Origin of the sequence: Streptomyces sp. NPDC018031 (genome assembly GCF_044327625.1) — a bacterium.
Lineage (GTDB): Bacteria > Actinomycetota > Actinomycetes > Streptomycetales > Streptomycetaceae > Streptomyces.
The window spans coordinates 71,179-95,970 of the sequence record NZ_JBIRFT010000022.1 but is presented as its reverse complement, the minus strand read 5'-3'; the positions used below and the strand labels follow the sequence as shown (position 1 = coordinate 95,970).

Annotated in this window: 25 protein-coding genes; 10 read left to right on the top strand and 15 right to left on the bottom strand. The window is 75.6% G+C overall.

Annotated features, from left to right (window positions below):
* Positions 1-30 precede the first annotated feature (30 nt).
* Positions 31-531: an SRPBCC family protein gene (locus tag ACH4B3_RS31070; protein ID WP_398468533.1), complete on the bottom strand. Its 501-nt coding sequence runs from the start codon at positions 529-531 to the stop codon at positions 31-33.
* 765 nt (positions 532-1,296) lie between these two features.
* Between ACH4B3_RS31070 and ACH4B3_RS31065 the strand changes: the two genes are divergently transcribed.
* Positions 1,297-2,097, top strand: coding sequence for a uracil-DNA glycosylase (locus ACH4B3_RS31065; RefSeq protein ID WP_398468531.1), 801 nt, complete (start codon positions 1,297-1,299; stop codon positions 2,095-2,097).
* Positions 2,098-2,181: 84 nt separating this feature from the next.
* Here ACH4B3_RS31065 and ACH4B3_RS31060 read toward each other — a convergent pair whose 3' ends face one another.
* Positions 2,182-2,931 carry an SDR family oxidoreductase gene (locus tag ACH4B3_RS31060; RefSeq protein ID WP_398468529.1) on the bottom strand — a complete coding sequence of 250 codons (750 nt, stop codon included), beginning with the start codon at positions 2,929-2,931 and terminating at the stop codon, positions 2,182-2,184.
* 257 nt (positions 2,932-3,188) lie between these two features.
* Here ACH4B3_RS31060 and ACH4B3_RS31055 point away from each other — a divergent pair, with 257 nt between their 5' ends.
* A complete protein-coding gene (locus tag ACH4B3_RS31055) occupies positions 3,189-3,941 on the top strand; it encodes a GntR family transcriptional regulator (protein WP_398468527.1) in 753 nt (250 codons plus the stop codon).
* A 288-nt stretch (positions 3,942-4,229) separates the two neighbouring features.
* On the opposite strand, the gene ACH4B3_RS31050 is transcribed toward ACH4B3_RS31055, so the two are convergent.
* The 3 genes from ACH4B3_RS31050 to ACH4B3_RS31040 all read right to left on the bottom strand — a co-directional run bounded on the left by ACH4B3_RS31050 (position 4,230) and on the right by ACH4B3_RS31040 (position 7,491).
* The gene (locus ACH4B3_RS31050) at positions 4,230-5,477 is read right to left on the bottom strand and encodes an ROK family protein (protein ID WP_398468525.1); all 1,248 of its coding nucleotides are present in this window, start codon (positions 5,475-5,477) and stop codon (positions 4,230-4,232) included.
* 82 nt (positions 5,478-5,559) lie between these two features.
* Positions 5,560-6,210, bottom strand: coding sequence for a response regulator (locus tag ACH4B3_RS31045; RefSeq protein ID WP_398468523.1), 651 nt, complete (start codon positions 6,208-6,210; stop codon positions 5,560-5,562).
* 9 nt (positions 6,211-6,219) lie between these two features.
* A complete protein-coding gene (locus ACH4B3_RS31040; protein WP_398468521.1) occupies positions 6,220-7,491 on the bottom strand; it encodes a sensor histidine kinase in 1,272 nt (423 codons plus the stop codon).
* Between the two features lie 109 nt (positions 7,492-7,600).
* Between ACH4B3_RS31040 and ACH4B3_RS31035 the strand changes: the two genes are divergently transcribed.
* From ACH4B3_RS31035 to ACH4B3_RS31025, 3 genes are read left to right on the top strand one after another with little or no spacing between them, the layout of a single operon-like run.
* Positions 7,601-8,533: an ABC transporter ATP-binding protein gene (locus ACH4B3_RS31035; RefSeq protein WP_398468519.1), complete on the top strand. Its 933-nt coding sequence runs from the start codon at positions 7,601-7,603 to the stop codon at positions 8,531-8,533.
* A gap of 3 nt (positions 8,534-8,536) precedes the next feature.
* On the top strand, positions 8,537-9,274 hold the full coding sequence (locus ACH4B3_RS31030) for an ABC transporter permease (RefSeq protein ID WP_398468517.1): 738 nt from the start codon (positions 8,537-8,539) through the stop codon (positions 9,272-9,274).
* A 45-nt stretch (positions 9,275-9,319) separates the two neighbouring features.
* Positions 9,320-9,763, top strand: coding sequence for a hypothetical protein (locus tag ACH4B3_RS31025; protein ID WP_398468515.1), 444 nt, complete (start codon positions 9,320-9,322; stop codon positions 9,761-9,763).
* A 132-nt stretch (positions 9,764-9,895) separates the two neighbouring features.
* Here the strand turns inward: ACH4B3_RS31025 and ACH4B3_RS31020 are convergent, their stop codons facing one another.
* Entirely contained in the window at positions 9,896-10,555 is a 660-nt protein-coding gene (locus tag ACH4B3_RS31020) for a response regulator (protein ID WP_398468513.1), read from the bottom strand.
* A gap of 2 nt (positions 10,556-10,557) precedes the next feature.
* Positions 10,558-11,505 carry a HAMP domain-containing sensor histidine kinase gene (locus tag ACH4B3_RS31015; RefSeq protein WP_398468511.1) on the bottom strand — a complete coding sequence of 316 codons (948 nt, stop codon included), beginning with the start codon at positions 11,503-11,505 and terminating at the stop codon, positions 10,558-10,560.
* A gap of 232 nt (positions 11,506-11,737) precedes the next feature.
* On the opposite strand from ACH4B3_RS31015, the gene ACH4B3_RS31010 reads away from it, so the two are divergent.
* Together ACH4B3_RS31010 and ACH4B3_RS31005 are read left to right on the top strand one after the other, a co-directional pair.
* Positions 11,738-12,019, top strand: a complete 282-nt coding sequence (locus tag ACH4B3_RS31010; RefSeq protein ID WP_398468509.1) for a hypothetical protein — start codon at positions 11,738-11,740, stop codon at positions 12,017-12,019.
* A gap of 202 nt (positions 12,020-12,221) precedes the next feature.
* Positions 12,222-13,520: a cation:proton antiporter gene (locus tag ACH4B3_RS31005; protein WP_398468507.1), complete on the top strand. Its 1,299-nt coding sequence runs from the start codon at positions 12,222-12,224 to the stop codon at positions 13,518-13,520.
* 513 nt (positions 13,521-14,033) lie between these two features.
* Here ACH4B3_RS31005 and mug read toward each other — a convergent pair.
* The 3 genes from mug to ACH4B3_RS30990 all read right to left on the bottom strand — a co-directional run bounded on the left by mug (position 14,034) and on the right by ACH4B3_RS30990 (position 16,961).
* Positions 14,034-14,630, bottom strand: coding sequence for a G/U mismatch-specific DNA glycosylase (mug, locus tag ACH4B3_RS31000; protein ID WP_398468547.1), 597 nt, complete (start codon positions 14,628-14,630; stop codon positions 14,034-14,036).
* Positions 14,627-16,060, bottom strand: a complete 1,434-nt coding sequence (gene purB / locus ACH4B3_RS30995) for an adenylosuccinate lyase (protein ID WP_398468505.1) — start codon at positions 16,058-16,060, stop codon at positions 14,627-14,629. Before purB ends, mug begins: the two co-directional genes overlap by 4 nt.
* A 100-nt stretch (positions 16,061-16,160) precedes the next feature.
* Positions 16,161-16,961, bottom strand: coding sequence for an SGNH/GDSL hydrolase family protein (locus ACH4B3_RS30990; RefSeq protein ID WP_398468503.1), 801 nt, complete (start codon positions 16,959-16,961; stop codon positions 16,161-16,163).
* A gap of 86 nt (positions 16,962-17,047) precedes the next feature.
* Here ACH4B3_RS30990 and ACH4B3_RS30985 point away from each other — a divergent pair, with 86 nt between their 5' ends.
* Positions 17,048-17,266, top strand: coding sequence for a hypothetical protein (locus ACH4B3_RS30985; RefSeq protein WP_398468501.1), 219 nt, complete (start codon positions 17,048-17,050; stop codon positions 17,264-17,266).
* Positions 17,267-17,381: 115 nt separating this feature from the next.
* Here the strand turns inward: ACH4B3_RS30985 and ACH4B3_RS30980 are convergent, their stop codons facing one another.
* The 4 genes from ACH4B3_RS30980 to ACH4B3_RS30965 all read right to left on the bottom strand — a co-directional run bounded on the left by ACH4B3_RS30980 (position 17,382) and on the right by ACH4B3_RS30965 (position 23,033).
* Entirely contained in the window at positions 17,382-18,386 is a 1,005-nt protein-coding gene (locus tag ACH4B3_RS30980; RefSeq protein WP_398468499.1) for a hemolysin family protein, read from the bottom strand.
* Positions 18,383-19,726: a hemolysin family protein gene (locus ACH4B3_RS30975; RefSeq protein WP_398468497.1), complete on the bottom strand. Its 1,344-nt coding sequence runs from the start codon at positions 19,724-19,726 to the stop codon at positions 18,383-18,385. Before ACH4B3_RS30975 ends, ACH4B3_RS30980 begins: the two co-directional genes overlap by 4 nt.
* Positions 19,727-19,934: 208 nt before the next feature.
* A complete protein-coding gene (locus ACH4B3_RS30970; protein ID WP_398468495.1) occupies positions 19,935-20,360 on the bottom strand; it encodes a GNAT family N-acetyltransferase in 426 nt (141 codons plus the stop codon).
* Between the two features lie 96 nt (positions 20,361-20,456).
* Complete coding sequence (locus tag ACH4B3_RS30965; protein WP_398468493.1) at positions 20,457-23,033, bottom strand: ABC transporter permease; 2,577 nt, start codon at positions 23,031-23,033, stop codon at positions 20,457-20,459.
* A gap of 326 nt (positions 23,034-23,359) precedes the next feature.
* Between ACH4B3_RS30965 and ACH4B3_RS30960 the strand changes: the two genes are divergently transcribed.
* Entirely contained in the window at positions 23,360-23,587 is a 228-nt protein-coding gene (locus tag ACH4B3_RS30960; RefSeq protein ID WP_398468492.1) for an antitoxin, read from the top strand.
* Positions 23,584-23,955 carry a fic family toxin-antitoxin system, toxin component gene (locus tag ACH4B3_RS30955; protein WP_398468490.1) on the top strand — a complete coding sequence of 124 codons (372 nt, stop codon included), beginning with the start codon at positions 23,584-23,586 and terminating at the stop codon, positions 23,953-23,955. The genes ACH4B3_RS30960 and ACH4B3_RS30955 overlap by 4 nt, the downstream gene beginning before the upstream one ends.
* Before the next feature lie 100 nt (positions 23,956-24,055).
* On the opposite strand, the gene bioD is transcribed toward ACH4B3_RS30955, so the two are convergent.
* Positions 24,056-24,772: a dethiobiotin synthase gene (gene bioD, locus ACH4B3_RS30950; RefSeq protein WP_398468545.1), complete on the bottom strand. Its 717-nt coding sequence runs from the start codon at positions 24,770-24,772 to the stop codon at positions 24,056-24,058.
* Positions 24,773-24,792: the final 20 nt, after the last annotated feature.

Here is a 24,792-nt window from a genome sequence, read left to right as displayed (position 1 = left end):
GGGTGTGCCTCCCGCTCTCCGGCGCGCGGATCAGCCCACCGGCCAGCAGGGCACCCGGCTCCTGGGCGGCTCCGGTTCCGCCGGCTGTACCCGTCCTTCGCGGATGGTGCCCCGCCATGCTCCGCCCTCCTCGCCGATGCTCTCGATGAACTCCCTGAAGTGCCCCAGTTCGGACCGGACCACCCGGCGGGCGAGCCCGCGGGCGGCCCGGCGCGGCTCGAACTCCAACCGCAGGGTGACCGCGGTGCGGTCCGGTGCGGTGGGGCGGAACGAGACCTCGCCCCGGTGCCGGGGGCGCCGGCCCATGCTGCGCCAGGCCAGCCGGGCGTCCGGCCGCTGTTCGACGATCTCCGCCTCGAACCGGCGGCGCACCGGGCCCAGGCCGACGGTCCAGCGGGTGACGGTGGGGCCGACCTGCTCGACGCCCCGCACCACGGACATGAACCGCGGAAAGCTCTTGAACTGGGTCCACTGGTTGTAGGCCGTGCGTACCGGAACCGCGATCTCGATCGTCTCTTCGATGGTGTCCATGGCCTGCCCGTCTCACGCGCTGGTTCCTCAGTGTCACCTCCGGGCCGGGAGGCCGCCATGCGGAGTCCCGCTCCGGCGCGCGGGACCGGCGGCGCGCCCCGGGGCGCTTCCCGGGGCTTCCCGGTCGGGCTCGCACGGCGGGTGGGCGCCCGGACCCGCCGCCGGCGACCCGCCGCGGGCGCCGGGGCAGCCGGGCGGGGCGGCCGGTTGGGCGGGCCCGTCCCGTTGCCGGGCACGGTGCGCCGGCGGCGGGTGCCGGGAGGCAGCGGCCGGCGCCGGTGCGCCGGACGGGTGACTCGTGATCGGGTTCGCGGTATGCGGCCGTCCGGGTGGGGGAGCGGACCCGGACGGACGATCGGCCGCCCCCGGCGTCCTCGCCCCGGAGACCCGCCGCGGCGACCTGATGCGGCGACTGATCCGGCGACCCGGCGCGGCGACCCGATGCGGCCGGCGCGGGCGGCGGTCCGAAGGGACGGCCGCGGCCGGGCCGACCACTCGCTGCCCGGGCGGACGTGGTCGGTCGCTCCGGCCCGGTCCCACGTGGGTCCGCTCCGGCCCGGCGCGGGCTCCCCGGCCGCCCCCTGCCGGAGTGCCCGGCACCGGCCGCGGGCGGGAGCGGCGGTGCCCCGACGGGCCCGGGGGCCGCGGCGGGCGCCTTCCGGTTACAGTGGCCGACCCAGGATGGAGCCGAGTGGGAACCGGCGCCGGGACGGCGCCGACGGCCGAGCGGGCCCGCCGGACGTCGCGGGCGGAGGAGGGTGCGGGGTGTGTGCGGAAGGGACCGGTCCGGAGCGCGGTGCGGCGTCCCCCTCGCCTGACGACCCGGACTTCCCGGCCGCCCGTGCCGCGGCCGCCCGCGGGCTGACCGAACTGGACGCGGCGCTGCCCGGCTGCCGGGCCTGCCCGCGCCTGGTGGCCTGGCGCGAGGAGACGGCGCGGACCAGGCGGGCCGCTTTCCAGGACTGGACGTACTGGGGAAAACCGGTGACCGGCTTCGGACCCGCGGACGCCGCGCTGGCCATTGTGGGGCTCGCCCCGGCCGCCCACGGCGGGAACCGGACCGGACGGGCGTTCACCGGTGACCCGTCGGGTGACGTGCTCTACGCCGCGCTGCACTCCCTGGGCCTCGCCTCCCGGCCGGTGGCCGAACACCGCGGGGACGGGCTGGCCTTGCGCGGGGTGCGCATCACCATGCCGGTGCACTGCGCGCCGCCGGCCAACCGGCCCACCACGGCGGAGCGGGACACCTGCCGGCCGTGGCTCGCCCGCGAACTGGAGTTGCTCCGCCCGACCCTGCGGGCGGTCGTGGTGCTCGGCGCCTTCGGCTGGCAGGCCACCTTCCCGGTCCTCGCGGCCGCCGGCTGGCGGGTGCCGCGCCCCCGCCCGCCGTTCGGTCACGCCGCCGAGGTGCCGCTCCACGATCCGGTGGCCGACCGCCGGGTGCGCCTCTTCGGCTGCTACCACCCCAGCCGGCGGAACGTCTTCACCGGCAGGCTGACGCCGGCCATGCTCCGGGAGGTCCTGGGCCGTGCCGCGGAGGGCGCGGGCCTGGCGCCCCGCCCCTGACACCCGCCGCACCGCCGCCGGGGACCGCGGACGGCACCCGGGCGCGGCGGCCGCCCGCCGGACGGTCCGCCGCCGCGCGTGCGGTCACAGACCCCCGGCGACCCGCAGCACCGCGCCGGTGGTGTACGACGCGTCCGGGGACATCAGCCAGGCGACGGCCGCGGCGATCTCGTCCGGCTCGCCGGGACGGCCCATCGGCACCCGGTCCTTCACCCGCCAGGGGCGTTCGGGGTCGCCCATGGCGGCGTGGATGTCGGTGAGGGTCATGCCCGGCTGGACGGAGTTGACCCGGATGCCCTCGGCCGCCAGTTCCTTGGACAGGCCGACCGTCATCGCGTCCACCGCGGCCTTGCTGGCGGCGTAGTGCACGTACTCGCCGGGGCTGCCGGTGGTCGCGGCGCCCGAGGAGATGTTGACGATCGCCCCGCCCGCGCCGCCGAGCCGGGTGGACATCTCGCGCACCGCGCGCCTCGCGCAGAGCAGCGCCCCGGTGACGTTGACGTCCACCACCCGGCGCACGACCTCCGGGGAGACCTCGGCGAACCGGCTCAACGGGCCGGTGACACCGGCGTTGTTGACCAGCCCGGTGACCGGGCCCAGCTCCGCGCGGGCCGTGTCGAACAGCGTCTCGACGTCCTCGGTGACGCTGGTGTCCGCCCGCACGACGGCGCAGCGGACGCCCTCGGCGCGCACCGCGTCCGCGGTCCGCCGTGCCGCCTCCTCGTCCCGTTCATAGCCGACGACGATGTCGTGACCCGCCCGCGCCAACCGGAGCGCGGTGGCCGCGCCGATGCCCCGTCCTCCGCCCGTCACCACGGTGACCTGCTGCTCCATGCCCAATTCGAACCTCCGGCCCTACGCGAACACCCTGTGAACGCTGTGCGGAATCACGCCCGGTACCGACGGTAACGGATCGAGGATTGGTCTTGACCAAGGGGGTGTGTCGCCTTATCGTCGCAGTCGTACATAGTGAAACAACCTTTAATAAAGAAACGCGCATAACTCCGGGGAGCTTGCCGCCGAGGCATCCCCGGAGCGCGGTCTTGTGTCGGACACGGCCCGCTGGGGACACGGCAATCGCGGAGGACAGGGTGGGGACCACGCAGCTCGAATCGGTGCCGGAGCCCAAGTACTGGCATCTCAAGACGGTGCTCAGCGACGCGCTGGACTCGGAGTTCGCGGTGGGGGAGATCCTCCCCAACGAGCGTGAGCTCGCCGCCCGGTTCGGCGTCGCACGCGCCACGCTCCGGCAGGCGCTCGAACAGCTCGAACTGGAAGGCCGGCTGCAGCGCCGCCGCGGGGTCGGGACCACCGTCGCGCCGCCCCGGGTCGGCGTCTCGGTCGGCGACCCCGGGCACTCCTGGCCGGGCACCGGTGACGCGGCCGACGCCTGGCAGCCCGTCGACAGCCACCAGGCGGTCCCGCCCGCCGCGGTGGCACGGCTGCTGGACGCCGGCCCGGACGAGGAGACGCACGTGGTGCGCCGCACCCGGATGTCCCACGGCCAGCCGCTCGCCGCCGAACTCCTGTACATCCCGGCCGGTTCGGTACCCGGTCTCAGCGCCATCGACGCCCCCGGCGGGCCCGCGCGCGCCCGCACCGTACTGCGCGAGCTGTGCCGCCTGGAACTCGAAGGCCAGGACCAGGCGGTCGAGTTGGGATCCGCCCGGGCCGACGACGCCAAGGAGCTCGACCGGCTGCCCGGTTCCCCGGTGCTCATCGTCACCACGCGGTACTACGCCCAGGGCCGCACCGCCGCCGTCGCGGTGGCCACCTACCGGGCCGACACCTGCCGGTTGACCTTCGGCGACACCGGCGGCGGGGTGCAGCTGCTGGCCGGCTGACGAACGGGGCGGGTTCCGGTCCGCCGGACGCGCCCCTGCTCGTCCGGTGCCGGCACCCGGCGGAGCGGACGCCGCCGGTGACCCGCCGCCGTCCGGGTACCGGTCGCCATGGTCGGCCCGATGGCGGGCCGGAACGCCGCGGTGCGGCGCGTACCCCGGGCCGTCGCGGCCGGTGACCGGGGTACGCGCCGCACTGCCCAGGCCCGGCGGCCCCCCTGGGCCGCGCCGGCGCCCACGGGGGCCGGCGTCCTCCGCGGGCCGCCCGGCCGTGAGCGCGGCCGGGCCGGATCAGCGCCGCGCGCGACGGGCCGTCACGGTGCCCTCCACCGCGAACAGTTCCTCCTCCACATGGTCCAGGGCCAGCCGCAGCGCCCCGGCGGCCACCGCCGCCTCGCCCAGCAGCGACTGGGTCACCAGCGGGGGCCGCAGGCAGTAGCGCGCCAGCTCCTCACGCAGCGGGCCCAGCACACCGTCCAGCCCGGCGGCCCAGCCGCCGACCACCACGACCTCCGGATCCAGGGCCAGCACCAGCGCGGCCACATCGTGCACCAGCCGCCGGATGAACCGGTCCACCGCTTCCCGGGCCCGGCCGTCCCCGTCCCGCGCCAGCGCGAAGACCCGCGCCACCTGCGCCTCGTCCAGCGGGAGCAGCGGTTCACCGGTGGTCGACAGCACCTCTTCCGGCGCCGCCTCCCGGCCCAGCAGGTGCAGTGCCCCGATCTCCCCGGCGGCGCCGCCGAAACCGCGGTGCAACCGGCCGGAGATGAGCGATCCGGCCCCCGGACTGAGCCCCGCCAGCACGAACACCACGTCCCCGGAGCCGGTCGCCGCGCCCTTCCACTGCTCCGCGACGGCGGCCGCGTTCGCGTCGTTCTCCACCAGCACCGGACACCGGAAGGAACGCCCCAGCCGCTCACCGAGCGGCAGCCCGGTCCACCCCGGCAGCGCGGTGCACAGCCGGACGGTCCCGTCGGCCTCCACGATGCCCGGCGTGGCCGCGCCCACCGCCCGCAGCGAGTCGCGGGCCACCCCGGCCCGCCGCAGCAGGTCGGCCACGGTGGCCCGCACCCGCTCCAGCCGCTCCTCCGCCGGGGCGCCCTGCGACACTTCGCGCTGGCCGGAGCCCAGCACCCGCCCGTCCAGATCGGACAGCAGCGCGGCGACCCGGTGCGGCCCGATCTCCAGCCCGAGCAGATGGCCGGCCTCGGCGCGGAACCGGAACCGGCGCGCCGGCCGGCCCTGCCGGCGGATCTCGGCATCGGCCGGAACCTCGGTCACCAGGCCGCCGGCGATGAGCCCTTCGACGACGCCCTCCACCGTGGGCCGGGACAGACCGGTGGCGCCGACCAGGTCGGTGAGCGTGGCGGCGCCCGGCGCGGACCGGATCCCCGCGGGACCGGATCCCGCCGGCGCCGGACCGGCCGGACCGTGCTCCGCCGGGCCGCGTTCGGCGGTCGCCGTGCGCAGCGCGTGCAGGACCACGGCGGAGTTGATGCGCCGGAGCAGAGACGGATCTGTGCCGGTGAGCCGCCCCACGTCGGCCTCCCTACCTGTGCGTGTCAGCCGGATGGTATCCGCTGACCAGGGGCGCGGCGAGTGCCGGACCCCGCCGCGCCCCTCATCCCGGCACGACGAACCCCGACTCGTACGCCGCGATCACCGCCTGGGTCCGGTCCCGCGCGCCCAGTTTCGCCAGCACCGCGCTGACATGCGTCTTCACCGTCTCGGTGCCCAGCACCAGGGCGCCGGCGATCTCCCCGTTCGACATGCCGCGCGCCATCAGCCGGAGCACCTGGGCCTCCCGCTCGGTCAGCGCGGCACGGTCCATCGCCTCCCGGGCCGCGGCGTTCCCCCGCCCGGCCGCCAGCGCCCGCACGGCAGCCGGGAACAGCAGCGACTCCCCTTCCGCGGCCAGCCGCACGGCGTTCACGATCTCGGCGGGCCGGGCCCGCTTGAGCAGGAAGCCGTCCGCGCCGGCCCGCAGCGCCTCGTACACGTAGTCGTCGTTCTCGAAAGTGGTGATCACCAGGATCCTGGGCGGCTTCGGGACCGACCGCAGCACCGCCCGGGTCGCCTCGATCCCGTCCAGCAGCGGCATCCGCACGTCCATCACCACCACCCGCGGCCGCAGCTCCCGCACGAGCGGGACGACCGACGCGCCGTCGGACGCCTCCCCGACGACGGCGATGTCCGGCTGGGCGGTGAGGATCGCGCGCAACCCGGCGCGGACCAGCTCTTCGTCGTCGACGAGCAGTACGGTGATCGGCACCGGTACACCCTACGGGGCCGGCCGGGCGCCGCCGTCCAGCGGTAGCCGCACCAGGATCCGCCACTGCCCGCCGTGCGGGCCGCAGACCGCCTCACCGCCCAGCAGCGCCGCCCGTTCCCGGATGCCGCGCAGCCCCCGGCCACCGCGGTCGCGGCCCGATGCGGTGCCGGCGGGCGCGGGCAGCGGGTTGCGCACCTCGAGTTCGAGCGCGTGCGGCGCGCAGGCCATGCGCACCGTCACCGGGACCGGACCGGCGTGCCGCAGCACATTGGTGAGCGCCTCCTGGAGGATGCGGTACCCCTCGCGGGACACCGGCCCCGGCAGCCGCGCCGGCTCCCCGGAGACCTCGGCGGTCAGTGCGGTCCCCGCCGCCCGGGCCGACTCCAGCAGCCGCTCGGCCTCGATGAGCCCCGGCCGGTCGGCGGGCCGCCCCCCGGGGCCCTCGCGGAGCAGCAGCAGCACCCGCTCCAGGTCCTCCAGCGCCCGCCGGCCGGTCTCCTCGACGGCCGCCAGTGCCCGCTCGGTGAACTCCGGCGACCCGGCGGCGCGCGCCGCGCCCGCCTGCACCACGGCCACGGTCAGCGCGTGCCCGATCGAGTCGTGCAGTTCCCGGGCGAGCCGGTTGTGCTCCAGCAGCCGCTCGGTGCGCTCCTCCAGGGCCGCCAGCCGCTCCGCCGCGGACGGGCCGAGCAGCCGTGGCGCGGCGGCTGCCATCAGGTTCCCGGCGGTCACCACGAGGACCGCCAGCAGGACCAGCGGCAGCGGCGCCAGGACCCCGTACAGCCAGTGGTGGCCGGGGAGACGGAACCCGAGCACCGGCTCGGGCGCCCCGCCGGTGCCCGCCGCCAGCAGCGCCGCGGTCGTCGCCGGGAGCAGGCTGGACAGCCACACCGTCAGCACACCGGTCTCCAGCCGCAGCACGAGCCAGAGCGCGGTCAGGCCCCGCTCGCTCCAGCCCGTGGCGGGGGCGGCGGCGATGCCCGCCGCCGGATCGCCGCCGGGACGCCGGGCGTGCTCGCCGGGGGTCAGCAGCAGCCGCGCCTGCAGCCCCTCCGCCAGCCGGGCCACCGGCAGCATCGCCCAGCCGGCCAGCAGCGGCAGCGGGGTCACCAGCAGCCACAGGGCCCGGGGCTCGTCGATCCCGGACGCCCCGGGGTAGATGAAGGCGCAGATCCCGGCGGGGACCGCGCCGGTGAGCAGATGCAGCCAGCGGGTGTAGGTCACGGCACGGGCCAGCGGGCCCGGCAGCACGGCGCGTCGGCGGACGGAGCGATGGGACACCCCGTCATCCTCTCAGCGGGCCACCGCGGCCGGCCTCCCCCGTGCGGGGGAGGAGGTCCCCGCTCCGGGGGGAGGCCCCGGCCCGCCGTCTCCCGGCATCGTCGATGGCATGACAGCGATCCACATCCGCGAGCTGACCAAGGCGTACGGGCCCGTGCGGGCCCTGGACCGGCTGACCGTCAGCGTCCGGCCCGGCCGGGTCACCGGCTTCCTCGGCCCCAACGGGGCCGGCAAGTCCACCACCTTCCGCATCGTGCTCGGCCTGGACCGGCCCACCTCCGGTTCGGCCACCCTGGACGGGCGGCACTACGCCGAACTGCGTGAGCCGCTGCGTCACGTGGGCGCGCTCCTGGACGCCCAGGCCGCCCACGGTGGGCGTACCGCGGCCGACCATCTGCGCGCCGTGGCGGCCGCCAACCGCATCCCGGTCCGCCGTACCGAGGAGGTGCTGCACGAGGTCGGGCTGACGAGCGCGGCCGGCCGCCGGGTGAAGACCTTCTCGCTCGGGATGCGGCAGCGGCTCGGAGTGGCCACCGCGCTGCTCGGCGACCCGCCGGTGCTGCTGCTGGACGAACCGGCCAACGGCCTCGACCCGGAAGGCATCGTGTGGATCCGGGAGCTGATGCGGCGGCTGGCCGCGGAGGGGCGCACGGTCCTGGTCTCCAGCCACCTGATGGCCGAGACCGCGGCGACCGTCGACCATGTGGTGGTCCTCGGCCGCGGCCGGCTGCTGGCCGACCTGCCGGTGCGGGAGTTCATCGAGACCGGTGGCGGCCCGCGGGTACGGGTGCGCACCGCCGAACCGGACCGGCTGGGAGCCGCGCTGGCCGCGGAGGGCCTCACCCCGCTCCGGGACGGGGCCGACGAGCTGACGGTGGAGGGCGCGCGTGCCGAGCAGGTGGGTGCGCTCGCGGCCCGGGAGGGCATCCCGGTGCTCGGGCTCACCGACGAGCAGGTCTCACTGGAGCAGGCGTACCTCGATCTCACCGCCGCGCAGGGCGACTTCGCGGCGGGCCGGCCGACCACTACGCAGGAGGCATGAGCCATGTCCACCACAGCCGCACTCCACTCCGAGTGGATCAAGATCAGGGCCACCCGTTCGGTCCTCGGGTCCCTGCTCGCCGTCCTCGGCGTCACGGTCGGGCTCACCGTCGTGGCGTGCGCGGCCTTCGGTGAGGCGGAGTCCGACAACGCCGACTTCGACCCGCTGTTCACGGTGTTCTACGGCCTGAACTTCGGGCAGATCGCCGCCCTCGCCTACGGCACCACCGCGGTCTCCGGCGAGTACCACGGGGGCGCGATCCGGGTGTCGCTGGCCGCGGTGCCGCGCCGGAGGGTGTTCTACGCCGCCAAGCTGCTGGCCGTCGGGGGCCCGGCCCTGGCGGTGGGCCTGGTCACCGGCCTCGCCGGTTTCCTCGCCGGCGGTGCGTTCCTCGGCGGGACGCGGGTGGGGCTCGGCGACCCGGGCGCGGTGCGTGCCGTCGTCGGCTCCGGGATCTACCTCGCGCTCATGGCGCTGCTGGCGGCCGGACTGACCATGCTGCTGCGCAGCGGGGTGGCGGTGCTCAGCCTGCTCATCCCGTTCCTGCTGATCGTCTCGTTCGTCGTGGGGGACCTGGCCACCGGTGCCGCGCGGTTCCTGCCGGACCGGGCCGGGCAGTTGGTGCTGCACACCTCTCCGGACGGCGGACTGGACCCGTGGGCGGGCCTGGCGGTCACCGCGTGCTGGGCCGCGGCCGCGGTGCTGGCCGGCTGGTGGCGGCTGGAGCGCGACGACGCCTGACCTGACGACCGGCCAGTTGTCGTACCCCAGCGGTTGACTGACGGTATGACGACGTACATCGGAGCGCATCTCGCCGCCGTCGAGGCCCTCCGCACCCGTCCCTTCCCCGCGCGGCCGAGCACCGGGGCGTGGACCTGGAGCGGCCCCGGGCACCACGTCGCGGCCCTGCGGGTCAGCGAGGACTTCTGGGACGCGGACCTGAGCCGGGTGCAGGAGGTGGACGAGGAGTTCCACGCCGAGTCGGAGGTACTGGTGCGGGCACTGTCCCGCCGCTGGGGCGATCCGGAGGTCTGGGACCTCACCGACCACCTGGAGCGGTCCGCGCTCGGCGAACCGGTGCCGCCGCCGCTGGACGTGCTGTGCGGATACGTCGGCACGCTGCACACCTGGCAGGTGGCGGGGCGCTGGATCGCCATAGGGGTCGGCCAGGCGGACCGGGAACTGCCCATCCAGCTGATCGCCGCGGTGGCCGACGGCCCGCCGCGGTGACCGCCCCGGCCCGGGTTGCCGCGCGGGACGCCGCGGGCGGGAACCGGCCGGCGGGCGGCCGGGCGGCGCCCTTCGGTGAGCCTTCCGGCGCACGGGCCTCCGGGCGAGGGCCCGGCCGGCGCGGAGCGCGGCTCACGGCTCGATCAGCCCCACCCGGATCGCGTACCGGGTCAGCTCCAGCCGGTCCTTCAGACCGAGCTTCTGCAGCAGGTTGGCGCGGTGCCGTTCGACGGTCTTGACGCTGATCACGAGCAGGTCGGCGATCTGCTGGGAACTGTGGCCCTCGGCGACGAGTTTGAGGATCTCCTCCTCGCGGTCGGTGATGGCCCGCTCGGGGACGTCCTCGCCGTCCCGGAGGCGGTTGAGGTGGTTGCGGATGAGCGCGTTGACGGCACCGGGGTAGAGGAAGGGTTCGCCCCGCATGGTGGCGCGGCAGGCCTCGACCAGATCACGGTCGGCGACGGACTTCAGGACGTACCCGGAGGCCCCGGCCGCCAGCGCCTCGAAGAAGTACTGCTCGTTGTCGTACATCGTCAGGATGAGGATGCGGGTCCGCGGCTGGGTACGGGCCAGCTCCCGGGCGGCCTGCAGACCGGTCAGCCGGGGCATGGCGATGTCGAGGACGGCGAGGTCCGGCTGGTGGGCACGGGCGGCTTCGAGGGCCGCGGCGCCGTCGCCGGCCTCGGCGACGACGGTCAGATCGGGTTCGCTCTCCAGGATGAGGCGGACTCCGCGGCGCACCAGGGCGTGGTCGTCGGCCAGCAGGATGCGGGTTCGGTTCGCCTCGGGCATGGTCAGCGGCTCCGGTGGGGGGCGGGGACGGACAGCCGCACCTCGGTGCCGCCGCCGGGGACGGGGCCGAGTGCGAGGTCGGCCCCGATGAGCAGGGCGCGTTCACGCATGCCGCGGATGCCGGCTCCCTCGGCGGCGCCGCCGGTGCCGTGGCCGTCGTCCTGGACGCGGAGTGCCACGCCGGCGGGGGTGCGCCGCAGTTCGAGATCGACGCGCCGGGCGCCGGAGTGGCGGGCCGTGTTGGTCAGACTCTCCTGGGCGACCCGGTAGAGGACGAGTTCGGCGTCCCTGCCCAGCGGCGGCAGGTCGGTGCCGATGCGGTGGTGCACGGCCAGGGCGGAGCCGGTGAACTCGTTGGCGAGGGCCCTGAGCGCGCTGACCAGCCCGAGTTCCTCCAGGACGCCGGGGCGCAGGCGCCGTGCGATGCGGCGGATCTCGTCCAGACTGGCGCGGGTGGTCTCCTGCACCCGGTGCAGCTCCTCGCGGATCGCGGGCGGCGAGTGGCCGGCGACCCGCTTGAGGTCGAGCACGACGGCGGTGAGGGTCTGGCCGATCTCGTCGTGCAGCTCCTGCGCGATGCGGTGGCGTTCCGCCTCCTGGGCGGTCAGCGTGCGGCCGGCGCTGGTGGCGCGTTCGCTCTCCAGCCGGTCGAGCATGGCGTTGAAGGCCGTGATCAGCCCGGCGACCTCGCCGGGACCGCCCGCGGCCGGCCGCTGCCCGGGGCGCAGCAGGTCGGTGGTGGTCATGGCCCGGGTGAGCCGCTGCAAGGGAGCCAGGCCGATGCGCAGCAGCACGGCGTTGGCGATCAGCATGACGGCCAGCCCCGCGGTGAGGATGGCGGCTTCGGTGAGCAGGACCGGGGTGGAGACGGTGACCGGCCCCAGCAGCAGCGCGGTGGCCGTGACCACCACCAGGGCGTTGAGCAGGAAGATCCGCCAGTACAAGGACATCGCGTGCGCCCTCCCTCCGGTGCCGGTCCGTTCCGGTGCGCCCTGTCCACCGGCCGCATGGCCATCCTGCACCGGATGCGCGCCGGGCACATCGGTGGCAGCACCCATGGACCGGGCCGCCGGATGGGGGGCGGCCCCCCGCCGAAATGGGTGCTGCCACCGATGGCCGCGCCCCGCCGCGCCGTGTGACGGTGGCAGCAGCCGCCGTGACCGCCGCACCGAGGGAGGAGCCATGGCGCAGCCCGGCGACGAGCCGCCGCACGGCCCGGGGGAGCGGACGGCGTGGCGCGGCCCGCGCCCGGTCCGCGGTCCGGCAGAGCGTCGGCCGGCCCGGCAGCGGGCGCCCCGGCGCGGGCCGGCCCGGGCGCTCCGGGCCCTCGCCCTGGCCCTGCTCGCCGCCGGCCTGCTGCCGCCGCACGGCCTGCTACCGGCGGCAGGCCTGGTCGCGGCCGGGGTGGCGGCGGCGCATCCGCCGCCGGCCCCGGGCGGCCACCGGTCGCCCGGCCGGCCCTGACCTGGGCCGGCCCTGAGCCCGGTCGGCCCTGACCTCGGTCGGCCCTGACCTCGATCGGCCCTGACCGCGGCCGGGCGGACCGTCCGGCGCGCGGCGGCCGACGATCACCGGCGTCCTGACGGACCCACTGACGAAGGAGGACGTATCCGACCCCGCACCCGCCGACATCCCGGCCCCGCCACGCCCCCGAAGGCGGTGACCCGTGGGACATGCTGACACCCTGCTCGCCATGGGCGGCGCCTTCCTGGCGGCCGCCTTCCTGGCCCGTCTCGGCAGCCGGATCGGGCTGCCGACCATCCCGTTGTTCATCCTGGCCGGCATCCTGCTCGGCCCGCACACCCCGGGGCTGGTCCTCGTCGAGGACGCCCAGGACTTCGAGATGCTCTCCGCGCTCGGTCTGGTGCTGCTGCTGTTCTACCTGGGGCTGGAATTCCACCTCGACGACCTGCGGAGCGGCGGCCGGCGCCTGCTCACCGCGGGCGGGGTCTACCTGCTGCTGAACGTCGGGGCCGGGCTGGGCTTCGGGATCGCCCTGGGCTGGGGTGCCCGGGAGGCCCTGGTGCTCGCCGGGGTGCTGGGCATCTCGTCCTCCGCGATCGTCACCAAGATCCTCATCGACCTGGGCCGGCTCGCCCGCCCGGAGACCCGGCTGATCCTGGGCGTCATCGTGGTGGAGGACATCTTCCTGGCGCTGTACCTGGCCGCACTGCAGCCCGTCATCAGCGGTGCCCAGGGCGTCGCGGAGATCCTCCTGCAGGCGGGCAAGGCCTTCGGGTTCCTGCTGGCGCTGGCCGCCACGGCCCGCTACGGCACCCGGCTGATCGGGCGGCTGATCGCCGTCCGGGACGACGAGCTGCTGGTCATCAGCTTCCTCGGCGCCGCGGTCCTGGTCGCCGGGGTGTCGGAGGTGCTCGGGGTCGCCGATGCCATCGGCGCCTTCATGGTCGGCCTGATCCTGGCCGGGACCCCCACCGGGCCGCGGATCCGCAAGCTCGTGCATCCGCTCCGCGACGCCTTCGCGGCGATCTTCTTCTTCGCCTTCGGGCTGGCCATCGACCCGGGGGACGTCGCGTCCGTCGCCGGACCGGTGGCCGCCGCGGCGGCGCTCACCCTCGTGATGAACGTGGCCGCCGGGCTGCTGGTGGCGCGCCTGTACGGGCACGGCCCGCAGCCCGCCGCCGAGATCGCCACCACGCTGCTGGCACGCGGGGAGTTCGCGCTGATCCTGGCCGCCATGGCGGCCGGCGCGGGACTCGACGACCGCCTCGCCCCGTTCATCGCCGGCTATGTCCTCGTCCTCGCCGTACTGGGGCCGGTGGTCGCCGGGCGCGCCCACCTCCTCGCCGGTGCGCTGGAGGCCGCACGGGCCCTGCTGCCCGGCGAGCGTGCCGCCGGGCGAGCGGCCGGGACGGCACCCGCCGGTCCGGCGCGGGACGAGCCGGACGCCCCCGTCCGCACACCGGCGGGCACCCTGCCGGACGGCTCCGGCAACCGGCGGTGAGCCGGGGCCGGCCCGGCCCGGCGCCCCGCCGGCGGTCCACCGCTCGCCGCCGGTCCCGGCCTCCCGGCCCCTGGCCGCCCCCGGCGCCGGTCCCAGGGCTTGGCGTCCTCCGGGCCTGGGATGTCGGCGGTGTTCGGGAGGGCGGAGGGCAGCTGGTCGGCGCGGTGGGCCCAGGGCTTGCGCTCGTCGGCGAAGGCGGCCCAGCCGCTGGTGGGCCGGCGCCGGGCGCCCGCCGGGATCCGGACCCCTCGCCGGGCGCGGCGCCCGGCGAGGTGACGGCCGATGACGGCTCCTGCGGACCCGTCCCGTGGCGCGCCGGACGGCGGCGGCCACGGGCCGGGCCCACCCGGGCCGGGACAGTGGTGCGCCCCGGCCGCTGCCCACCCTGGCTGCGGCTGCTGGAAGCCCGCACGCGTACCACTGGAGCGGCTGTGCGCCGCACCGGGCCGCACCACCCGGCGAGCGGCGGATCACCAGTTCCGCTGTTCCGCCGGGCCCGGCGAGCGGCGGGGCTCAGCCCCGGGCGGACCGGGGCGGGGGCACGGCACGGTCCGCCGGTGCGGTCCCCTCCGTCCCGGCGAAGGCGGCGGCGCGCAGCCGGCCGTACTCCTCGGCCATCCGGGGCAGCGTCCAGTGGGCGTTGAGCCCGCTGGGGTTGGGCAGTGCCCAGATACGGGTGCCGCCGATGGTGCGCTGCTGCGGGCCGATCGCGGCGCGCTTGTCGGCGAAGGCGATCCGGTAGGCCGTGACCCCGGCGACCGCGAGCCACCGCGGCCGCAGCCGCAGCACCTTCTCGACCAGCAGCCGGCCGCCTTCGCGGTACTCCTCGGCGCTCAGCTCGTCGGCCCGAGCCGAGGCGCGGGCGACCACGTTGGTGATCCCCAGCCCGTGGTGGAGCAGTTCCTCCTGCTCGGCCGGCGCGAAGAGGCGCGGGGTGAAACCGGAGGCGTGCAGCACGGGCCAGAACCGGTTGCCGGGCCGGGCGAAGTGGTGCCCCGTGGCGGCGGTCATCAACCCCGGGTTGATGCCGCAGAACAGCACATGCAGGCCGTCCGCGACCACGTCCGGGACGACGCGGTCGCGGGCGGCCTCGAGGTCCCGCGGGGTCAGAGGATCGCCCCGGGGGTGTAGGCCGCGGCCTCCGGGTGCTCCTTGGCGATCTCCTCGATGCGCGCCACCACGGTGCGCACCTGGTCGGCCGCCGCCCCGGTGAACGACAGCTTGTCGGCCATCAGCGCGTCCAGACCGGCGCGGTCCAGCGGGATGCGCTCGTCGGCGGCCAGCTTGTCGAGCAGGTCGTTGCGCTCGGCGCCCTGCTCCCGCATCGCCAGCGCGGTGGCCACCGCGTTCTCCTTGATGGCCTCGTGGGCGACCTCCCGGCCCACCCCGGCCCGGACCGCGCCCATCAGCACCTTGGTGGTGGCGAGGAAGGGCAGGTAGCGGTCGAGTTCCCGGGCGATCACGGCGGGGAACGCGCCGAACTCGTCCAGCACCGTCAGGAAGGTCTCCAGCAGCCCGTCGAAGGCGAAGAAGGCGTCCGGCAGCGCGACGCGGCGCACCACCGAGCAGGACACGTCGCCCTCGTTCCACTGGTCTCCGGCCAGCTCCCCGGCCATCGAGGCGTAGCCGCGCAGGATCACCGCCAGGCCGTTCACCCGCTCGCAGGACCGGGTGTTCATCTTGTGCGGCATCGCCGAGGAGCCGACCTGCCCGGGCTTGAAGCCCTCGGTCACCAGCTCGTGGCCGGCCATCAGCCGGACCGTCTTGGCCAGCGAGGACGGCGCGGCGGCCAGCTGCACCAACGTGGTGACCACCTCGTAGTCGAGCGAGCGCGGGTAGACCTGGCCGACCGAGGTGAAGGCGTGCGCGAAGCCGAGGTGCCCGGCGATCCGGCGCTCCAGCTCGTCGAGCTTCGAGGCGTCGCCACCCAGCAGGTCGAGCATGTCCTGAGCGGTGCCCACCGGGCCCTTGATGCCGCGCAGCGGGTAGCGGGCCAGCAGGTCCCGGAGCCTGTCGTAGGCCACCAGCAGCTCGTCGGCGGCGGTGGCGAAGCGCTTGCCGAGGGTGGTGGCCTGCGCGGCGACGTTGTGCGAGCGGCCCGCCATGACCAGCTCGGCGTGCTCGGCCGCGAGCTTCCCCAGCCGGGCGAGGACGGAGACCGTGCGGTCCCGCACCAGCTCCAGGGAGAGCCGGATCTGCAGCTGCTCGACGTTCTCGGTGAGATCGCGGGAGGTCATGCCCTTGTGCACGTGCTCATGGCCGGCGAGGGCGTTGAACTCCTCGATACGGGCCTTCACGTCGTGCCGGGTGACCTTCTCACGCTCGGCGATCGAGGCCAGGTCGACGGTCTCCAGCACCCGCTCGTAGTCGGCGAGCGCGCCGTCCGGGACCTCGATCCCGAGGTCCTTCTGGGCGCGCAGCACGGCGAGCCACAGCCGCCGCTCCAGCGTCACCTTGTACTCGGGGGACCACAGGACGGCCAGCTCCGCGGAGGCGTAGCGGCCGGCCAGAACGTTCGGGATGCGCGGCTTAACAGTCACGTGTCCAGATTCTACTGGTCGTTTGTGCAGGCCAGCGCCCCGCCCCGGTTTGTGGCTTGCTACGAGGGCGGGTGTCCGGACCGTCCGCGGCCCGGTGGCGTCACAGCTCGTAGGGCGACAGTTCGGCGCGCTTGGGGGGCCGCCCGTCGCCCGAGGACCGGCCGGTGAGCCGCCGACCTATCCACGGCATCAGATGCTGCCGGGCGAACCGCAGGTCGGCGCCGCGCCGGGCCGGCCAGCCGGGGCGCACCGGCGGCGGCAGCAGCTCGGTCCAGTCGGACTCCGCCGGGTGGCCGAGCGCCTGCCACACCGCCTCGGCCACCCGGCGGTGGCCCTCGGCGTTCAGGTGCAGCCGGTCCTCGGCCCACATCCGGGCGTCCCCCAGCACCTCGGCGGAGAACAGGTCGACCACCACCGCGCCGTGCCGCTCGGCCAGCCGGTCGATGTGGCCGAAGAGCGCTTCCATCCGCGGCCTGCCGCGCTCCAGCAGGGGTCCGCGCCGGGCCGGGCTGCGCATCAGCACCAGGTGGCGGCAGGTGGGGGCGAGCCGCTCCACGGCCTCCTCCAGCCGGGCACACACCACACCCATGTCGCACCGCGGCCGGAGAACGTCGTTGAGCCCCCCGACCAGGGTCACCAGGTCCGCGCCCATCGCGGCCGCGGCGTGCGACTGCTCGTCGACGATCTGGCCGATCAGTTTCCCGCGCACCGCCAGGTTGGCGTAGCGGAAGGCGGCCGGGACGCCGCCGTCGCCGGCCGCCACCCGGTGGAGGGCGGCCAGCCGGGCGGCGAGGAGATCCGCCCAGCCCCGGTAGCTGCCGTCGGTGAGCAGGTCCGACATGCCCTCGGTGAAGGAGTCGCCGATCGCGACGTAGCTGGAGTGGATCGCGTTGGTCTGCATGGCGCCGAAGATCCTAACCGGTCGGTCCGGAGTCGTCGGCACCGGTTCGGGGTGCGCCGAGCGCCGGGCGCGAGCATGCTCGCTCCATGGCGACGACGCACATCTACTTCGAGGGCGGTGCGCGGAACGGCACGACGGTGGTGTGGAACCTGGAGCCGGGCGAGGACGTCTGGGACGACAACATCTTCCGGCCGCCGGAGCTGTATCGCAGGACGCCGCGGAAGAGGGTGATCGGCCGGGTGGAGTTCACCGTCTTCCGGTACGACCCGACCGCCCACGGGCCGGTCCCTCCCGGGGGCCGCTGACGGGTCCGCCCGCGCCCGGCGGCGCGGGCGGACGGCGGGGCGGCGATCCCCGCCGTGCCGTGGCGCGACGGCGGGCCGGCCGCCGCCGGGCCCGCCGCCGGCACCGAACGTCCGCTCAGGACACCAGCACCCGCAGCAGGTCCTCCATGGTGACCAGGCCGACCGGCCGCCCGTCCACGCCGATCACCGCGGCCAGATGGGTGCGGCTGCGGCGCATCGCGTGCAGCACGTCGTCCAGCGGCGTCTCCGCCCGCACCCGGGCGATCGGCCGCATCTGACGGGTCCGGAACGACACGTCCCGGGGGCGCGCGTCGAGCGCGTCCTTCACATGGAGGTAGCCGCGGATCCGGCCGTCCTCGTCGATGACCGGGAAGCGGGAGAAGCCGGACTCGGCGGCCAGCCGCTCCAGACCCTCCGGGGTCACCCCCAGCGTCGCCGAGACCACGCTGGTCACCGGCAGCGCCACCTCGCGCACCGGCCTGCGGCCCAGCTCCAGGGCCTCCCGCAGCCGCTCGGTGGCCCGGTCGTCCAGCAGCCCGGCCTCGCTGGAGTCGGAGACCATCCGGGCCAGTTCGTCGTCCGAGAAGCTCGCCGCGACCTCGTTCTTCGGCTCCACCCGCAGCAGTTTGAGGATGCCGTTGGCGAAGGAGTTCACAGTGAAGATCACCGGCCGCAGCGCGCGGGCCAGGCCGACCAGCGGGGGGCCCAGCACCAGTGCCGAACGCACCGGCTCGGCGAGCGCGATGTTCTTGGGCACCATCTCTCCGAAGAGCATGTGCAGATAGGTGGCCACCGACAGGGCGATCACGAAGGCCACCGGATGGATCAGCCCCTCCGGCAGGTGCGCGGCGTGGAACACCGGTTCCAGCAGGTGCGCGATGGCCGGTTCGGCCACCACACCGAGCACCAGGGTGCACAGCGTGATGCCCAGCTGGGCGGCGGCCAGCAGCGCCGAGACGTGCTCCAGGCCCCACATCACACTGCGGGCCCGCCGGTCGCCCCGCTCGGCGAACGGCTCGATCTGGCTGCGCCGCACCGAGATCAGCGCGAACTCCGCGCCGACGAAGAAGGCGTTCACGATCAGCGACAGCAGGCCGATCAGCAACTGGACCGCGGTCATCGGCCGGCCTCCGGCTCATGGGTGCCCCGCTCGCCCGGCAGCGGTGCCCGCAGCCGGGCCGCCGCGGCGCGCCGCCCGCCGGCGTCCACCACCTCGATCCGCCAGCCCGCCACCTCGACGGTGTCGCCGCGGGCCGGGATCCGGCCCAGCAGCGTCGCGACCAGCCCGGCCAGGGTCTCGTACGGCCCGTCCGGCGCCCGCAGGCCGATGGCCTCCAGCTGGTCCATCCGGGCCGCGCCGTCCGCGTCGTACAGCAGCCGGCCGTCCGGATCGGTGCCGGCCGGGGCCAGGTCGGGGGTCTCGTGCGGATCGTGCTCGTCGCGGACCTCGCCGACGACCTCCTCGACGATGTCCTCCAGGGTGGCGACGCCCGCCGTGCCGCCGTACTCGTCGATGACCACGGCCATGCTGCGCTTGGTGGACAGCCGGTCCAGCAGCCGGTCCACGGTCAGCGACTCGGGCACCAGCAGCGGCTCCCGCAGCAGCTCGGTGACCGGGTGCCGGGGACGCCGCTCGGCGGGCACCGTGAGGACGTCCTTGATGTGCGCGATGCCCACCACCGTGTCGAGGCTGCCGCGGTAGACCGGGAAGCGGGACAGGCCGGTGGCCCGGGTGGCGTTGGCCACGTCCTCGGCGGTGGCCTGCACCTCCAGGGCGATGACCTGCACGCGCGGGGTCATCACGTTCTCCGCGGTGAGGTCGGACAGGCTCAGGGTGCGGACGAACAGCTCGGCGGTGTCCGCCTCCAGCGCGCCCTGCCTGGCCGAGTGCCGGGCCAGCGCGACCAGCTCCTGCGGCCCGCGGGCCGAGGCCAGTTCCTCGGTGGGTTCCAGACCCATGCGGCTCACCATGCGGTTCGCGGTGTTGTTCAGATGCCGGATCAGCGGGCGGAAGGCGGCGCTGAACGCGCGCTGCGGCCCGGCCACCGCGCGGGCCACCGGCAACGGGCGGGAGATGGCCCAGTTCTTCGGGACCAGCTCGCCGACCACCATCAGCACCACGGTGGACAGTACGGTGCCCAGCACCAGCGCGGCCGAGGAGGCGGTGGACGGGGGCAGCCCCATCGCCTCGATGGGGCCGGTGAGCAGGGCGGCGATGGACGGTTCGGCGAGCATGCCGATGATCAGTCCGGTGACCGTGATGCCGAGCTGCGCTCCGGAGAGCTGGAAGGTGAGACTCCGTACGGCGTGCAGTGCCCGTTCCGCGCCCCGGTCGCCGCGGTCGGCGGCGATCTCCAGCTCCGAGCGCTCGACCGTGGTCAGCGAGAACTCCGCGGCGACGAACACCGCGCAGGCGAGGGTGAGTAGCAGGGCGACTGCCAGGAGGAGCACTTCGGTCATCGGTTCACCTCCGTCCCATCGTCGGTCAGCGGCGGAGGTATCGCGCGACGTCGGCTACCGGGGGGTTCACCCATGAGTGGACGCTCACACCTTTCGGGACGGGGGCCGGTCCCGCCGCGGCGCGCGGCGGGAGCCGGATCCCACGGGATCTCAGGGGCTTACCAGGATGCCTGGGGTGACGGGCCGGCGGAGGAGCCGCGGCGGGTGATCACGAGGGGAGCGGCTTCACCCAGCGGCCCCACTCCTGCTGACGGCCGTAGCCCCGGGCCCGCCATGCGTGGTGGGCGGTCTCGTTGCCGTCCAGCACCATGGCGTCGGCGCGCCGCCCGCCCAGGGCCGTGAACCGTTCCTCGGCCGCCGCCAGCAGCGCGGTGGCCACCCGGCGCCGCCGGTGGCGGGGGTGCACCGCGAGGCGGTAGAGATGGCAGCGCCACCCGTCGAAGCCGGCGATCACCGTCCCGGCCAGCTCGCCGTCCCGCTCCGCCAGCAGCAGGGCCCCGGGGTCCCGGGCCAGCAGCCGGGCCACCCCGTCCCGGTCGTCGCTGATGCTCGTGCCTTCCGCGGCTTCCTTCCAGAAGGCGAGGACGGTGTCCAGGTCGGCCGGCGCCGCGGCCCGTATACGAAGATCGTTCATGGCCGCATCCCACCATCGGACCGGGTGGCGGGTCGACCGGGTACCGCCGCCGTCTCACGGGCCGGGCGGGCCGGCGGGCCGGTGCGGGGCGTCCGGTCACTCGTGCGCGATCGCGTCCAGCGCGGTCATCCGCGCGGCGCGCCGCGCCGGCAGCAGGGCCGCGACCAGTCCCACCACCACCGAGCCGACCAGCACCGCCACCATCGTGGGCCACGGGACGGCCAGCGCGGTCATCCCCTCCAGGGCGAGCAGCTGGTGCATGCTCACGCCCCACACCAGGCCGAGCCCCAGTCCCAGGACCGCCCCGAAGACCGCGATCACCACCGCCTCCAGCCGCACCATCCGGCGGGTCTGGGCCCGGGACAGCCCGATCGCCCGGAGCAGGCCGATCTCCCGGGTGCGTTCCACCACCGCCAGGGCCAGCGTGTTCACCACCCCGAGCACCGCGATCACGATCGCCAGCCCGAGCAGGGCGTAGACCAGGTACAGCAGGACCGCGATCTGGTCGTGCACCAGCTCCTTGTAGTCGGCCTGGTCGCGCACCTGCACCTGGGGGAAGGGGGCGAGCGCGCGCTCCAGGGACTTCCGCAGCTCCCGCGGCTCGGTGCCGGGGGCGGCGTTGGCGTACAGCGCCGAGTCCTGGCTGCCGGGCAGGTACTTCTCCGCGGTCGCGATCCCCATCATGATCCCGCCCTCGGAGCCGAGGCCCTTCCCGGACTCGGACTGGGTGAGCGCGCCGACGGTCAGCCGCGCGGTGCGCCCGGTGGAGAAGGTGGCGGTGATCCGGCTGCCCTCGCGGACGCCGTGCTCGCGGGCGAACGCCACCTCCATGCCGACCCGGCCCGGACCCAGGGCCCGGGCGGTGCTGCCGGCGGCGTACTCCATCGAGACGACCTCGTCGAAGCGCCGGTCGAAGGCGCCGCCGGTGGTGCGCACGGTCTCGCCGTCCGGCAGCCGCACCCGCATCGGCACGTACCGCTGCCGCACCAGGGTGCCCAGCCCGTCCACCGTCCGCACCCGTTCGGTGACCTGCTCGGAGAAGGGGCCGAAGGTGTCGCTCTGCACCACGAAGTCGGCGCCGAGCGCCTTGTCGATCTGCTCCTCGAACGAGGTGTTCATCGACTCCCCGGCCACCGACATCCCGGCGACCAGGGCCAGCCCCACCATCAGGGCCGAGGCGGTGGCACCGGTCCGGCGCGGGTTGCGCAGCGCGTTGCGCTGGCTCAGCCGTCCCACCGGGCCGAACAGCCGGGGGAAGGCGCCGCCGAGCACCCGGACCAGGGGGCGCACCAGCAGCGGGCCGGCCACCACCATGGCGATCAGGGTGAGTCCCACCCCCAGCCCGAGCAGCGCGGCCGCCGAGGAACTGCTGTCCTCCCGGGCGCAGCCCAGCAGGGCCGCCCCGCCGGCCGCGGCGAGCAGCAGACCGGCCACCGCCCGGGTGCGCAGCGGGCGCCCGGTGCCGGCCGCCTCCACCTCGCCGAGCGCCGCCATCGGGGAGACCCGGGCGGCGCGCCGGGCCGGCAGATAGGCGGCGACGAAGGTGACGCCCAGGCCCACGGTGTACGCTGCCACCGGCGTGTGCCAGTGGACCACCAGGTCCGCCGCGGTGAGGTTCATCCCGAGCAGCCCCAGCAGCCGGATCAGCCCGACCGCCAGGCCCAGGCCGGTGGCCAGCCCCAGCGTGGAGCCCACCGCGCCGAGCAGCAGCGCCTCGGTGAGCACCGACCGGCGCACCTGGCGGCGGTCGGCGCCCAGGGTCCGCAGCAGTCCGAGTTCCCGGGTGCGCTGGGCGATCAGCATGGAGAAGGTGTTCACGATCAGGAAGACGCCGACCAGCACGGCCACCCCGGCGAAGCCCAGCATCACGTAGGTGACGATGTCCAGGAACCTGCCGAACGCGGCGGCGTCCGACTCCGCCTGCTCGTCGCCGGTGCGCAGGCGGAGGCCGTCCTCACCGTCGAGGGCGGCGGCGATCCGTCGCTTGAGCGTCTCGTCGGAGACCCCGGGGTCGGCCTCGGCGTCGATGGCGGTCGCCGCCCGCGGCTCGTGCACCAGCCTGGCCTGCGCGGTCGGGGTGTCCAGGAAGAACATCGCCACGCCCGGGTTGGTGGTGGTGAAGGCGGCGACGCCCACGACGCGGACCGGGAAGGTACCGGGGCCGGCGATCATCCGCAGCCGGTCGCCGACCCGGATGTCCCGGCGGTCCGCGGTGTCCGCGTCGATGACCACCTGGCCGTCGCCGCGCGGCGGACGGCCTTCGGTGAGCCGGACCGGGCTGCGCTCGCCCGGGTGCCAGTTGGTCGCGGTGGTCGGGGCGTTGCTGGTCGGCCCGACCTCCCTGTTCCGGGCGTCCACCACGGTCACGTCCTCGACGGTGACGTCCACCCGGGCCCGGGCCACCCCGGGGACGGCGCGGACCCGGTCGACCAGGTCCGCCGGCACGGTCGGGGTGCGCCCGGTGCTGTAGGTGCGGTTCTCGTCGAACGCGGACGCCGGCTGTACGGCCACGTCGGAGGCGGTGGACCTGAACAGTTCGTCGTAGGTGCGGTTGACGGTGTCGGAGAAGACGAGGCTGCCGACGACGAACGCGACCGACAGGACCACCGCGAGCGCGGACAGCGCCAGCCGCCCCTTGTGGGCGAAGAAGCTGCGCAGGGTGGCCCGGAGCACGGCCGCTCAGCCCCGCCCCGTGCCGCGGGTGGCGGGGCCCGGGCCGGGTACGCGGGTGGCGGTGCCCGGGCCGGGGGCATCGGAGGCACCGGACGGGCCGACGGGTCCGGTACCGCCGGCCGGCGCTGCCGCCGCTGGGGTCAAGGGGCCGCTCCCTTCCGTCCCGCGCACCACCGCGACGGTGCGCGACCGCTCTCCGGTCGAGCGTAGGCGGTCGTCCGCGGATACGGGCGCCCTCGCGGGGGACGGGCGTGCGCCGGGCGCGCCGGTACCGGTGCCGTCACGCGTCTTGCCGGTGCTAGCGGATCAGCGCTAGCGTGGAGGGTATGGCGAAGACCCAGCTGAACGTCCGGGTGGACGAGACCACCGCGGAGACCGCGCGGGAACGCGCACTCCAGCGGGGCATGAGCGTGAACCGCTACATCGAGGAACTGGTCCGCAAGGACGCCGGCGAGGTCGGCCAGACCTTCGTGGACGCGGCCGCGGACTTCATGAAGCAGTACCGCGGCGTGTTCGCCGACGAGTTCGGCGACCAGGGCGACGTGCGCCGTTGACCGTCCGCATAGACCTCGCCTGGCTGCTGATGGTCGCCGAGCACAGCACTCCCGGCGACCCCCGGGTCACCGACTACGGCGCGCTGGTGGCCGCGGTGAGCCGCCACGAAGCGGAGATCTTCGGCACCCCGGTCTACCCGGACCCGCAGACCCGGGCCGCCGCGCTGCTGCAACTGCTGCTGCTGGTGCCCTCGTTGGAGCGCTCCAACGCGCTGTTCGCCTCCGCCGTCGCCTACGCCTACCTGGTCGCCAGCGGGCTGGAGGTCACCACCACGCCGGAGCGGGTCCGCGACCTGGCCCGGCTGGTGAAGGACGGCACCGCCGACGTGAGCGCGATCGCCGAGGAACTGCGCGGCTGGACCGGCTGACCCCCGCCGACGGGACTCGGCCGGCCGCCGGCGGGTGCCGGCGCCGGCGGCCGCCGACGGCGGACCCGGCCGGCGGCCCGGCCGCCGGCCGGCGTCCCGGTCAGCGCGCGTGGTGCGCGGTGAAGGCCGCCGCGTCCCAGCCGCCGCCCAGGACCGGCGCCAGCCAGCCCGGCGCCGCCGCCCGGAACTCCTCCGGCGGCAGCGCGCCCGCCTGGTCCGGCACCGCCCCCAGCAGCGGCGCGCCCGCGTCCTTGGGCAGGTCCGCGACGTTGCACCGGACCGCGAGATCCGGGGCGGCCGGCCAGCGGCCGATCACCACGCCGGGGCACACCAGGCCCCGGGCGCGCAGTGCCTCGGCGGTCAGCTGGGTCGTGTTGAGGGTGCCGAGGCCGGGCTGGGTGACCACCAGCACCGGCGCCGCCAGCAACCGCGCCGCGTCCGCGAGGGTCCCGCCCTCCTCGTCGAAGCGCACCAGCAGGCCGCCCGCGCCCTCCACCAGCACCAGGTCGTGCGTGGCGGCCAGACGCTCGGCCTCGGCCGCCACGTCCTTGGGGCCGACGGTGGGCAGCGCGGCCCGCCGGGCGGCCACGTCCGGTGCCAACGGGTCCGGGTAGCGGGCGAGTTCGGAGCCCGTCACCGGCCCGGCGAGCCTGGTGACCTCCGCCACGTCGCCCGGCTCACCGGGGGCGACACCGGTCTGGGCGGGCTTGAGCACGGCCACCGTCCGGCCTTGCGCGAGGGCGGCGGCCGCCACCGCGGCCGTCACCACCGTCTTGCCGATCTCGGTGTTGGTTCCGGTGACGACGAGCACCGACATGTCTTCCACGTACCTTTCCT

Bases quoted from the DNA above. Each gene is read 5' to 3' on its own strand.
- ACH4B3_RS30975 (WP_398468497.1), bottom strand. From the start codon at position 19,726: ATGACCGAAGTGCTCCTCCTGGCAGTCGCCCTGCTACTCACCCTCGCC.
- ACH4B3_RS31035 (WP_398468519.1), top strand. From the start codon at position 7,601: ATGACAGCGATCCACATCCGCGAGCTGACCAAGGCGTACGGGCCCGTG.
- ACH4B3_RS30970 (WP_398468495.1), bottom strand. From the start codon at position 20,360: ATGAACGATCTTCGTATACGGGCCGCGGCGCCGGCCGACCTGGACACC.
- ACH4B3_RS30990 (WP_398468503.1), bottom strand. From the start codon at position 16,961: ATGCAGACCAACGCGATCCACTCCAGCTACGTCGCGATCGGCGACTCC.
- ACH4B3_RS31015 (WP_398468511.1), bottom strand. From the start codon at position 11,505: ATGTCCTTGTACTGGCGGATCTTCCTGCTCAACGCCCTGGTGGTGGTC.
- ACH4B3_RS31010 (WP_398468509.1), top strand. From the start codon at position 11,738: ATGGCGCAGCCCGGCGACGAGCCGCCGCACGGCCCGGGGGAGCGGACG.
- ACH4B3_RS31025 (WP_398468515.1), top strand. From the start codon at position 9,320: ATGACGACGTACATCGGAGCGCATCTCGCCGCCGTCGAGGCCCTCCGC.
- bioD (WP_398468545.1), bottom strand. From the start codon at position 24,772: ATGTCGGTGCTCGTCGTCACCGGAACCAACACCGAGATCGGCAAGACG.
- ACH4B3_RS30980 (WP_398468499.1), bottom strand. From the start codon at position 18,386: ATGACCGCGGTCCAGTTGCTGATCGGCCTGCTGTCGCTGATCGTGAAC.
- ACH4B3_RS31070 (WP_398468533.1), bottom strand. From the start codon at position 531: ATGGACACCATCGAAGAGACGATCGAGATCGCGGTTCCGGTACGCACG.
- ACH4B3_RS31060 (WP_398468529.1), bottom strand. From the start codon at position 2,931: ATGGAGCAGCAGGTCACCGTGGTGACGGGCGGAGGACGGGGCATCGGC.
- ACH4B3_RS31030 (WP_398468517.1), top strand. From the start codon at position 8,537: ATGTCCACCACAGCCGCACTCCACTCCGAGTGGATCAAGATCAGGGCC.
- ACH4B3_RS31020 (WP_398468513.1), bottom strand. From the start codon at position 10,555: ATGCCCGAGGCGAACCGAACCCGCATCCTGCTGGCCGACGACCACGCC.
- ACH4B3_RS30960 (WP_398468492.1), top strand. From the start codon at position 23,360: ATGGCGAAGACCCAGCTGAACGTCCGGGTGGACGAGACCACCGCGGAG.
- ACH4B3_RS30985 (WP_398468501.1), top strand. From the start codon at position 17,048: ATGGCGACGACGCACATCTACTTCGAGGGCGGTGCGCGGAACGGCACG.